The 10736-nt window shown below is 66.2% G+C and carries 9 protein-coding genes and 1 pseudogene; 7 read left to right on the top strand and 3 right to left on the bottom strand.

Going from position 1 to position 10736, the window contains the following annotated elements; translation table 11 throughout:
* Window positions 1-31: 31 nt before the first annotated feature.
* Window positions 32-619 (top strand): class I SAM-dependent methyltransferase, encoded by a 588-nt coding sequence (locus CFB82_RS31755; RefSeq protein WP_179255477.1) that lies wholly within the window; start codon window positions 32-34, stop codon window positions 617-619.
* 480 nt (window positions 620-1099) lie between these two features.
* Complete coding sequence (locus CFB82_RS31760) at window positions 1100-2032, top strand: MBL fold metallo-hydrolase (RefSeq protein WP_069250606.1); 933 nt, start codon at window positions 1100-1102, stop codon at window positions 2030-2032.
* 180 nt (window positions 2033-2212) lie between these two features.
* On the opposite strand, the gene CFB82_RS31765 is transcribed toward CFB82_RS31760, so the two are convergent.
* The 3 genes from CFB82_RS31765 to CFB82_RS31775 all read right to left on the bottom strand — a co-directional run bounded on the left by CFB82_RS31765 (window position 2213) and on the right by CFB82_RS31775 (window position 5118).
* On the bottom strand, window positions 2213-3034 hold the full coding sequence (locus tag CFB82_RS31765; protein WP_069250605.1) for a quaternary amine ABC transporter ATP-binding protein: 822 nt from the start codon (window positions 3032-3034) through the stop codon (window positions 2213-2215).
* Window positions 3035-3048: 14 nt separating this feature from the next.
* Window positions 3049-4014, bottom strand: a complete 966-nt coding sequence (locus tag CFB82_RS31770; protein WP_089486643.1) for an ABC transporter permease — start codon at window positions 4012-4014, stop codon at window positions 3049-3051.
* A 66-nt stretch (window positions 4015-4080) separates the two neighbouring features.
* Window positions 4081-5118 (bottom strand): ABC transporter substrate-binding protein, encoded by a 1038-nt coding sequence (locus CFB82_RS31775; RefSeq protein WP_069250603.1) that lies wholly within the window; start codon window positions 5116-5118, stop codon window positions 4081-4083.
* A 567-nt stretch (window positions 5119-5685) separates the two neighbouring features.
* On the opposite strand from CFB82_RS31775, the gene CFB82_RS31780 reads away from it, so the two are divergent.
* From CFB82_RS31780 to CFB82_RS31800, 5 genes and pseudogenes are all read left to right on the top strand, one after another.
* Entirely contained in the window at window positions 5686-6837 is a 1152-nt protein-coding gene (locus CFB82_RS31780) for a porin (RefSeq protein WP_089486661.1), read from the top strand.
* Between the two features lie 505 nt (window positions 6838-7342).
* A complete protein-coding gene (locus tag CFB82_RS31785) occupies window positions 7343-8332 on the top strand; it encodes an RDD family protein (protein WP_179255478.1) in 990 nt (329 codons plus the stop codon).
* A 225-nt stretch (window positions 8333-8557) separates the two neighbouring features.
* Window positions 8558-8770, top strand: a complete 213-nt coding sequence (locus CFB82_RS31790; protein WP_089486645.1) for a hypothetical protein — start codon at window positions 8558-8560, stop codon at window positions 8768-8770.
* Window positions 8771-8931: 161 nt separating this feature from the next.
* Complete coding sequence (gene blaOXA, locus CFB82_RS31795; protein WP_089486646.1) at window positions 8932-9741, top strand: OXA-1043 family class D beta-lactamase; 810 nt, start codon at window positions 8932-8934, stop codon at window positions 9739-9741.
* Window positions 9738-10622: pseudogene (locus tag CFB82_RS31800) on the top strand (acyltransferase family protein); the annotation flags it as partial. The gene blaOXA and the pseudogene CFB82_RS31800, both read left to right, overlap by 4 nt.
* Window positions 10623-10736 lie beyond the last annotated feature (114 nt).

Here is a 10736-nt window from a genome sequence, read left to right on the forward strand (position 1 = left end):
GAGACAGGATGTCGTCGCGAAGGAGAACGCCATGACCACTCATCTTCGGCAACCCGGCCTGCCGCGGGGCCTCGTCGGACGGATTGTCGGCCGCATCATGCGCCGGCACAACCGGCCGGACAACCTGTGGACGCTGTCGCTGCTCGCGATCGGCGACGGCGAGCAGGCACTCGAAGTCGGGTTCGGCCCCGGCGACGCGATCAGGCTCGCCGCTGAAGCCGCACCATCCTGCCGCATCGCCGGCGTCGATCATTCCGCGACCATGCTGGCCGCCGCAAAGCAGCTGAATCGCGCGTTCATCGAGCAAGGCCGCGTACGGCTCTCGCTCGGCTCCGTCGACGCGCTTCCGTTCGCGGACGACGCGTTCGACAAGGTGTTCTCGATCAACTGCATCTACTTCTGGCGCAACCCGGCGCTCGGCCTGGGTGAATTGCGCCGCGTCGTCAGAAGCGGTGGCATCGCCGCGATCACCGTACGCGACATCGAGCGCGCGCCGTACGATGTGTACCGGCCCGACACGCTGGCTCGCCTCATGACCGACGCCGGCTTCGCGTCGATCACCATCCATCGCAACGGGGTACCGTCGCATCCGCTCGCTTGCGTGCTCGGCACGAAGTAGCGGCCGCACGTCGAAACCGGCGACGCTCGCCGCACACCGGCAGACATGCGGCTTCGGCGCTTGCCGGTGAGCGGCGGGCGGAACGCGGCCACGGGTCGGCAAGCCGCTTCGCGTTTCGCAGGGGGATTCCGGCTCGCAAGCGGATGGGCGAGCGCATGCGCGTCCGGCCCCATCATCGCAGGCGCGGCGCGCAGCCGCCATGCAACCGTCTTCGGATATGAAGCGTCGCGGTCGGTGAACGGCAGGTCGATCCGCCCGCCTCCCGCGTTGCCCCCCGTTTCCCGCCCGTCGTCGATTGTTGCCGGTCGAACAACATGATGTGTGCACGCCCGGTGCTTCCGCCTTTCATCCCCCTGACTACAATTCTTCTCACGCCCGGTTGAAAGGCGAGCGCAGCGAAACGCGCGAAATTCGTGGTCGTGCTCGTGAACCGCCCCCTGCAATGCGACTTACCCCACTTGATAAATAGGACTATTGATGATGAGCGAAACCACCCGCAATGTTCAGCCGGTTGTCTCCAACCTCGGCAAGGCAGGTTCAGGCGAACTCGTGCCGTCCCGCTACGCCGTCCGCGTGGGTGACGTCGACGTCGTGCTGATCAGCGACGGCATCCTGCCGCTGCCGACCTCCACCATGTCCACCAACGTGAGCGAAGCGGACCGCAATGCCTGGTTCGACGGCCGCTTCCTGCAACGCGACATGTTCGACTGGGCGCTGAACATCGCACTCGTGCGCAGCGGCGAACGCCTGATCCTGATCGACTCAGGCGTGGGCGACGGCTTCGAATACTTCACGCGCGCCGGGAAGACGGTGATGCGTCTGGAATCGGCCGGCATCGACTTGTCCGCGCTCACCGATATCGTGATCACCCATATGCACATGGATCACGTCGGCGGCCTGAATGTCGACGGCGTCAAGGCCAAGCTGCGCCCGGACGTGCGCATTCACGTGTCGGCCGCGGAAGTGGCGTTCTGGAAAAATCCCGACTTCAGCAAGACGGTGATGCCGGAAACGGTGCCCCCGGCACTCCGCAAGGCGGCCGAGAAGTTCGTGGCGCTCTACAGTGAAAACATCGTCCAGTTCGATCAGACCGTGGAAGTCGCCGCAGGCGTGTCGGCGCGCGTGACGGGCGGGCACACGCCCGGGCACTGCGTCGTGGACATCGCATCGAACGGCGAGAAGCTGACGTTCGCGGGCGATGCGATCTTCGAAGTCAATTTCGATCATCCCGAGTGGCAAAACGGCTTCGAGCACGATCCTGAAGCGGCTGTCGCCGTGCGTATCGCGCTGTTCAATGAAGCCGCCGAAACCGGCGCGCTGCTGGCCGCCGCGCATGTCGCGTTTCCGTCCATCGGTCATATCGCAAAGGACGGCGACGGATTCCGGTTCGTGCCAGTTCTGTGGGATTACTGATTACCGGTCACGGATCGGCGTTCGACGATCACGACGAGACCGCCGCACGTCCACGAGACGTGCGGCGGTTTATCGTGGACGATCGCGTGCCGTCGCCGTGGTGCCGAAAAACGGCACGCCGCCTGTCGCGGCGTGCCGTGCTTCATGCTCCCGTCCCGGCTTCCCGCCCGGACGCCCTCGTCAATTCACACTCGTGCGCTTCTCCACGAACCGCCGGACATAATCATCAGCCGGCCTGGACAGAATATCGTCCGGCGTCCCGACCTGCACGAGCGTGCCGTCACGCAAAATCGCGATCCGGTCGCCGATGCGCAGCGCTTCGTCCAGATCGTGCGTGATGAACACGATCGTCTTCGACAGCGTCGCCTGCAGCTCGAGCAACTGATCCTGCATCTCGGTACGGATTAGCGGATCGAGCGCGGAAAACGCCTCGTCCATCAGCAGCACATCGGTATCGGCCGCCAGCGCGCGCGCGAGCCCGACGCGCTGCCGCATCCCGCCCGACAGCTCGTCCGGATAGTGATCGCCATAGCCGTCGAGCCCGACCTTCGTCAGCCAGTTGCGCGCGGCCTCGGCCGCATCGTGCCGCTTCTCGCCGCGGGTGCGCAGCGCATACGCGGCGTTGTCGAGCACGGTCTGGTGCGGCAGCAGCCCGAAGTTCTGGAACACCATGCTGACCTTGAAACGACGCAGCTCGCGCAGCCCGTGCGCGTCGAGCTTGATCACGTCGCTGCCGTCGATCACGATCTCGCCGGCCGTCGGCTCGATCAGCCGGTTGAAGTGCCGCACGAGCGTCGATTTCCCCGAGCCCGACAGTCCCATGATCACGAAGATCTCGCCCGACTCGATGCCGAGGCTCACGTCGTTGAGCCCGACGTTACAGCCCGTTTCGGCCAGCACCTCGGCCTTGCGCTTGCCCGAGCGCAGCAGGTCGAGCACGCGCGCATGCGCGGCCTGCGGCCCGAACAGCTTGTACACGTGTTTGACGTCGATGGTCGCCATGTCTGCCTCCGTTCCTATGCATGCGACGACTGCGTCGCCTGATTCGAATCGACGCCCGCCGACTGCGCCTTGCGCGGCAGCCGGTACGGCACGCGCGACGCGCCCTTCTGCCGGCGCTGCTGCGCGAGCCGCCGCCGTGCGCGGCGCTCCTGGCCGAAGCCCTGGCTGATCCGGTCGATCACGATCGCGAGAATCACGATCGCGAGGCCCGCCTGCGTGCCCTTGCCGACGTCGAGCGTCTGGATGCCCGCGAGCACGTCCTCGCCGAGCCCGCGCGAGCCGATCATCGACGCGATCACGACCATCGACAGCGCCATCATCGTCGTCTGGTTGATGCCGGCCATGATGCTCGGCCGTGCGAGCGGCAACTGCACGTTGACGAGCAATTGCCAGCGCGTCGTGCCGAATGCGCGCGCGGCTTCCGTCACGTCCGGATCGACCTGGCGGATGCCGAGATCGGTCAGGCGGATCAGCGGCGGCAGCGCATAGATGATCGTCGCGAGGATCGCGGGCACCTTGCCGAGCCCGAACAGCATCAGCACCGGGATCAGGTACACGAAGCTCGGCAGCGTCTGCATCACGTCGAGCACGGGCAGCAGCATCCGGCGCAGCCAGGCGCTGCGCGACGCGAGGATGCCGACCGGCACGCCGATCGCGACCGACAGCACCGTCGCGACGAGCATCAGCGCGAGCGTCTGCATCAGCTTGTCCCACAGGCCGAAGCAGCCGATCGCGTAAAGCAGCAGCATGAAGAGCGCGCCGAGGCCGATGCGGCGTGTCGCATTCCACGCGATCGCGCCGACGACCAGCAGCACGAGCCACGGCGGCGCCACGCGCAGTGCGCCTTCGAGCGGCACGAGCAGGTAGCGCAGCACCAGTACGCTGAAGTGATGGAAGCCGTCGCCGTATTGCGCGACGAAAGTCTCGAGCGCGCTGTTCACCCAGTCGGCGATCGACAGGTGCAGAAAGAAGCCGTTCATTTGATTCTCCGTCGCGCCGCGAAGGCGCGTGACGGCGGCGGGCGCGGGCCCGCCGCCGTGTGCAGGTTACGCGCCCTTCAGGCTGCCGGCGATCTTCTGCGCGACGTCGGCCGGCACCCACTGCTTCCACATGTCCTGGCGGGTCTTCAGGAACTGCGTGGCCATCGCCGCGCCGTCGATCTTCTTCGTGGTCATCTCGAGGATCGTCTGGTTCAGGAAGTCCATCGGGAATCGCACCTTGCCGAATACGCCGACGAGATCGGGGTTCGCATCGGCGAACGGCTTCGACACGCCGACCGTCAGCCGCGACACCATGTACGACGACGCGCACTGGTGCGTGCTGCTCTCGTCGCGCAACGTCTTCCAGCATGCTTCGTTATAGGCCGGCATCTTCAGCGCGGTGAACTTGTATTTCGCCATCAGCGCGGCCGGGCCCCAGTAATAGAACACGATCGGCGCGCCGCGCTGGTACGCGGACGCGATCGCCGCGTCGAGCGCCGCGCCGGTGCCCGGATGGAAGTTCGTGTACGACTGGTCGAGCTTCAGCACGCGCAGCAGGCGCGTGTTCACGCGCTCGCAGTCCCAGCCCGTCGGGCAGTTCAGGAAGCGGCCCTTGTCCGGTTCCTCCTCGTCGGCGAACACCTGCTTGTACTTCGGCAGATCGTCGACCGACACGAGTCCCGGCGCGACCGGCTTGATGTTGCGCGCCGGATCGCCCTTCACCACGTAGTCGGGCACGAACCAGCCTTCCGTCGTGCCGCCCGGCAGCGTGTCGCCGATCAGCTTCACGGCGCCCGACGACACGGCCTTCGCGGTGATCTCGCTGCGGCCCGTCCACTGCTCGGCCCAGATCTGCAGGTCGTTGCGCGCGAGCGCCGTTTCGGTGGCGGCCGTGCTGCCCGGCACGACGTCCGTCTTGCAGCCGTAGCCCTTCTCCATGATCTGCCGCAGCACTTCGGTCGCGAACGACCCGCTCTCCCATGTGATGCCCGCGAAATGGACCGTCTTGCCGTCGGTGCACGCGCCGCCGGCCGCGTGGGCGGCAGGCGCGGACAGGATCGCCGCGGCGGCGAGAAGGACCGTTTTCAGTCGTCGAATCTGCATGGTGGGTCGTCTCCAAATCGAATCTGTTGTTTGTGCGTCGCGGCATGCGCGGCGACCGGGAATCGTGGACGCATCCACGTCCGGTCAGCCTGCATGTTTCAGCCGCCAATTTGTTTAGGGAAACGAGTAATTCCGATCATTGCAATCGGCAGCGTCAATCGATCTTCGGGCGCCCTGTCAGGCCCGCCGGACGGGCTTCGCGGCCGATTTTCCGAGCCCGTGCAGGGCGCCGCGCGGGCGGCGACGCGATCTCGCGCGGCGCTTGCCCGGCCGGCCTCGAACCGCCCGGCCGCGCCCCCGTTTCGACTGTCGAAACGGCCTGTCGCGACCCCATTGGCGAACCCGATCCCATCCATCGAAATTACTCGCTTTCGATTCCTGGTCGGCTTGGGAAGAATGCGCGGTGTCATCGGAGGAGACACGACCCGACGCTGCCGGTTGCCGCGCCGCCGCGCGTTGCGCGACCCGGCGCCGCGCGCGCTGCATCGGGTCGCCCCGGATGACGGGGCGCGCCTCGCCGGACGCGCTCACGACAACCGATACCAGCTGGATATCCCGGAGATCTCAATGAAAAAGACCCTGACGGCGCTCGCCGTAACGGCAACCTTCGCCGCCCCCGTGTTCGCGCAAAGCAGCGTCACGCTGTACGGCGTGATCGACGAAGGCCTGAACTACACGAACAACGTCGGCACCGGCCACGTCTACGAAATGGCGAGCGGCTACGCGCAGGGCAGCCGCTGGGGCCTGAAGGGCAGCGAGGATCTCGGCGGCGGCATGAAGGCGATCTTCCAGCTCGAAAACGGCTTCGACGTGAACAGCGGCCGGCTCAACCAGGGCGGGCGCATGTTCGGCCGCCAGGCGTACGTCGGCCTGAGCCAGACGCAGTACGGGACGCTGACGTTCGGCCGCCAGTACGACTCCGTCGTCGACTATCTCGCGCCGACCACGGCCAACGGCAACTGGGGCGGCTACCTGCTCGCGCACCCGTTCGACAACGACAACACCGACAACTCGTTCCGCCTCGACAACACGGTGAAGTACGCCAGCCCGAACTTCGGCGGCTTCCAGTTCGGCGGCGCATACAGCTTCAGCAACAGCACGAACTTCTCGGACAACCGCGCGTACAGCTTCGGCGCGCAGTACCAGAACAACGGCCTGCTGATCGGCGCCGCGTACCTGCAGGCGAACCGCCCGGGCGACGGCTCGGCCGGCGCGATCACCGCGAACGACGCGAGCTACATCGCCGAGCGCATGCGCGTGTTCGGCGCGGGCATCAACTACACGTTCGGCCAGGCGACGGTCGGCTTCGCGTACACGAACTCGAACTACAAGAACCCGACCGGCAACGGCTACCTCGGCACGCCGGGCGCGATCATCGCCCCGGGCGCGACGGTCAGCGCGATCAAGTACCAGAACTTCGAGGTGAACGGCTCGTACCAGGTCACGCCGGCGTTCATGGTCGGCGCGCAGTACGTGCTGTCGCTCGAGAAGTACGACGCATCGACGGGCAACGCGAAGCCGAAGATCCATTCGGCCGGGCTGATGGCCGACTACAACCTGTCGAAGCGCACCGACGTGTACGTGCAGGCCGCGTACCAGCACATCGCCGGCGACAAGACGAACTCGATCCTCGACAACGCGTTTATCCCCGGCACCGACGCGCCGTCGTCGACGTCGAACCAGGTGGCCGTGCGCGTCGCGCTGCGCCACAAGTTCTGATGTAACCCGGCTCTTCGTTCTTCACGCGACACCCGCGCGGGTCTGCCCGAGGTGTCTTTGCCCGCCCGCAAGCGCAAGCCTGCCGGCGGGCTTTTTCGTGGTTCGTCGCCGGATTCCGGCGCGCGTGCGCGACAGCGGCTACCGCGTCGAACCGGACCCACACGTTCGACGGCCTCACGAAAATCCACGACAATCGTTTCCAGCCTTTCATGTCCGTCGGGGCCTGTCTCGATCCCATGCCCGCGCCGATACGTTCGCAGGGCTTGCACTGCCCATGTGGGAGCGCATCCCGTGCCGCGTTCGGGTCGATCGCAGATGCACCGCTTGCGGGATGAAGGACGTTCGCGCTTGCGCATTGCTCACAATAGTTAGCAATTCCGCGTCAAGCCGGCCGATATCATCTGCCTGTCACCACCGGGGCGGTATCGGCATCGGCAATCCGACGGCCTCGCGCCGCAAAGAGCCCAAACGGCTCGACTTACACAACACATCGGGGGCTACTGCAATGGACCGTAACGAAAACCAAAAATCGCACGGTGCCGCCGGTTTCTGGCGACGAACCGCCGCCTTTTCGATCGATTCAATCCTTCTCGGATTGATCGGGCTAGCGATCGCAATCCTGTTCTTCGATGCCCTTTCGACGATTGGCGAATGGGGAAGATTGATCGGCTTCCTGATCGGTTCCATTTACTTTGGCCTGCTCGAGGGCGGGAGTCGACACCAATCGCTCGGCAAGCGGGTGATGCAGATCCGTGTTGCCGACAGCACCGCCCCTGACGGACCCGGTCCCGGGTACCTCCGCGCGTGGGCACGGTACGCGCTGATCGCCGTTCCGCTGATACTCGGCGGCATCGCCTTTATCGACCTGCCCGCGCTTCACGAGCCGGGCACGGAATGGCTCGCCACCGCAAACGGCGCGGTCATGTTCTTCTGGGGCATGGCGTTGCTGTATCTGCTCGTGTTCAACCGGCCGAGCCGCCAGACCGTACAGGATCTGCTCACCGCCAGCAGGGTCGTGCGTGTCGCGGCCTCCGTCGAGGAGGCCGCTCCGGTTGGCCGGAAGCACTGGGCGATCCTGGCTGCCCTTGGCCTGCTTCTGTTCGTCGGCAGTCGTTTTGCGACAACGCGGCTGATCGATGACGATCGCATGGCCGATATCCGTCAGATCCAGCGCGCGACGTCCACCGTTCCGGGCGTGATCCAGAGCGGCGTCTGGATCGGCAACACGCGGACGATCGGCCCAGCGGGCCAGACGGCGAAATCGGTTGCCACCATCACCGTGCTCGCGAGCACGCCCGCGCTGATGAACAAGGCCGGCGCGACTGATGTTGCACACGCAGCGCTTTCCGCATCGGCCTGGCTGCGGAAGCAGGATCTCGTCAACGTGGTAAGCGTCCGTGCCGTCAATCTCGGCATTGCGACGTGGCGAAACCAGTTTTTCATGGGTCGCTCACCTGCCGACTGGGCCGCGACCATCCACACCGGGTCGACGTGACGATGCGAGCGTGACCGCCTCTCACTCCGTTGCGCCATGCTCGTTCGCCGGACGAAAGCGAGCGGGCGCACGGCAGATGCAACGATGCCGACGCCACCGCACGCGGCCGGTGATACCGGCGAGTGCAGGCCTATGCGGAATGCTCGTCGGAAGTCGGCACGCCGGATCGGGGCGCCAGCCGGACACGATGGCACGCACGTCCACACATACGACGGGGCATCCCGAATGAGTGACATCGGCATCGACCTGCCCATCTGGATCATCCCGGTCCTTTACGGCGCCCTCTACTGGCCGGTGACGCTTTTTTTCGGATCCCTCAGCCTGTATGTCGGCGTGACGCGCCTGCACGGCATCCGTCGCATTGCCTTCATCCTCGTCGCGCTCCCGCTCATCGCCGTTGCGTGCCTCGGGATCTATTACGCCGTTGCCGGATATTGATCAACGGCGCATTGCCCCGTGACTGCACGACGTCCCCGGATATCCGGGTTCGATCGTGTCATCCCGTGTCATGAACCGCCTGCCGCCCCGTCAACCGTGACAGGTCGACAGCCAGCCATCCGTCGATACACTGTGTGCCACCCCATCCGAAGGAGTGTCACTTGAAGCACTGGCGCCGCGCGCTGTTCACCTTCGCCGCCGGCCTTCTGGCCGCCGCGACTTCCCATGCCCGCCCGATCTGCACCGTCGTCGCCGATGCCGCCACCGGCCAGGTGCTCGTGCAGCAAGGCGACTGCGCGACCCGCGTGACGCCGGCGTCGACGTTCAAGGTCGCCATCAGCCTGATGGGCTTCGATGCGGGCGTGTTGCAAGACGAACACACCCCGACGCTCGACTTCCACGCCGGCTACCCCGACTGGGGCGGCGCGCCATGGCGCGAGCCGACCGATCCGGCGCGCTGGATGAAGCTGTCGGTGTTCTGGTACTCGCAGCAGGTCACGCAGGCGCTCGGGCAGACGCGCTTCCAGCAGTACACGACCGCATTCGGCTACGGCAACGCGGACGCGACCAGTCCGACCGGCGAACTGAACGGCGTGATGGGGGCATGGGTCAACGCGTCGCTGCGCATCTCGCCGCTCGAACAGGTCGGCTTCATGCGCAAGATCGCGAACCGGACGCTGCCCGTCAGCGCGCACGCGTACGACATGACCGAGCGCATCACGCTGATCGACACGCAGCCCGACGGCTGGATCGTGCATGGCAAGACGGGCACCGGGTCGCCGGGGCGCAAGTACGACGCGTCGCACGCATACGGCTGGTTCGTCGGCTGGGCGGCCAAGGGGCCGCGCAAGGTCGCGTTCGCGTACCTGATCCAGGACGACGAGCGGCGGACGCCGAACGCCGGCCTGCGCGCACGCGATACGTTCCTGGCGACGCTTCCTGCCCTCGCCGAACCGGGCAAGCCGCAATGAGCACCGGCCCGCGCAACGCGCGGATCGACCTGCTGCGCGGCGTATCGATCGTGCTCGTGCTGCTGCACCACTTCAACATCCCCTACTCGCTGCGCGACACGTCGCTCGCACGCGCAATCGGCTGGGACACGGTGCATGCGATCGCGCGCAACGGCAACTACGGCGTGACGATGTTCTTCGTGATCTCCGGCTACCTGATCACGTCGAATGCGCGCCGCCGCTGGGGCAGCCTCGGCGCGGTCGACGTGCGTGCGTTCTACGTGTCGCGTATCGCGCGCATCGTCCCGTGCCTGCTCCTGCTGCTCGCGCTCGTCAACGGCCTCGCGGCGGCCGGCGTGCCGATCTTCCAGAACCATGCGCCGGAGGGCATCGCCGTGTCGTTCTGGCTCGTGAATCTCGCATCGCTGACGTTCTGGATGAACGTGCTGATCGGCGCGTACGGGTGGGTCAACTACGCACTCGGCGTGCTGTGGTCGCTGTCGGTCGAAGAGGTGTTCTACCTGTCGTTTCCGCTGCTGTGCATCGCGTTGCGCCGCGATGCGCGGCTCGTCGCGTTCTGGGTGGTCGTCGCCGCGATCGGGCCCGTGTACCGCTTCACGCACGCCGGTGATGAAGGCGGGTTCCTCTATGCGTACTTCGCGTCGTTCGACGGGATCGCGATCGGCTGCTGCACCGCGCTGCTGGCCGAGCGCGCGAACGGGCAGCGGCTGGCCTCGCCGCTCGCGCAGTGGCTCGTCGCGGCGGCGATGGCCACGCTTTATCTGGCCTGGCCGATCGCGGAAAGCCATGTCGCCGGCGTCACCGCGATGGCGCTCGGCACGGCCGTGCTGCTGATCGGCGCGCACGTCAACGGCGAGCGTGTGCACGGCAGGGCTTCCGCATGAAGGCCCTTGTCAGGCAAGGCCCAGAACGGACTCGCGCATAGCGGTGTCCCATGCGGCGAGGTTGCGAATGTTTTTCAGGCTGACCTTTTTGGGCTGCTGCTGTTGTGCCAT

The sequence above is a fragment of the Burkholderia sp. HI2714 genome (genome assembly GCF_002223085.1).
In the GTDB taxonomy this organism is placed as follows: Bacteria; Pseudomonadota; Gammaproteobacteria; order Burkholderiales; family Burkholderiaceae; genus Burkholderia; species Burkholderia lata_D.

What these genes read in the sequence shown, in the direction of transcription:
- CFB82_RS31755 (WP_179255477.1), top strand. Translation starts at nt 32, where the DNA reads ATGACCACTCATCTTCGGCAACCCGGCCTGCCGCGGGGCCTCGTCGGA.
- CFB82_RS31760 (WP_069250606.1), top strand. Translation starts at nt 1,100, where the DNA reads ATGAGCGAAACCACCCGCAATGTTCAGCCGGTTGTCTCCAACCTCGGC.
- CFB82_RS31765 (WP_069250605.1), bottom strand. Translation starts at nt 3,034, where the DNA reads ATGGCGACCATCGACGTCAAACACGTGTACAAGCTGTTCGGGCCGCAG.
- CFB82_RS31770 (WP_089486643.1), bottom strand. Translation starts at nt 4,014, where the DNA reads ATGAACGGCTTCTTTCTGCACCTGTCGATCGCCGACTGGGTGAACAGC.
- CFB82_RS31775 (WP_069250603.1), bottom strand. Translation starts at nt 5,118, where the DNA reads ATGCAGATTCGACGACTGAAAACGGTCCTTCTCGCCGCCGCGGCGATC.
- CFB82_RS31780 (WP_089486661.1), top strand. Translation starts at nt 5,686, where the DNA reads ATGAAAAAGACCCTGACGGCGCTCGCCGTAACGGCAACCTTCGCCGCC.
- CFB82_RS31785 (WP_179255478.1), top strand. Translation starts at nt 7,343, where the DNA reads ATGGACCGTAACGAAAACCAAAAATCGCACGGTGCCGCCGGTTTCTGG.
- CFB82_RS31790 (WP_089486645.1), top strand. Translation starts at nt 8,558, where the DNA reads ATGAGTGACATCGGCATCGACCTGCCCATCTGGATCATCCCGGTCCTT.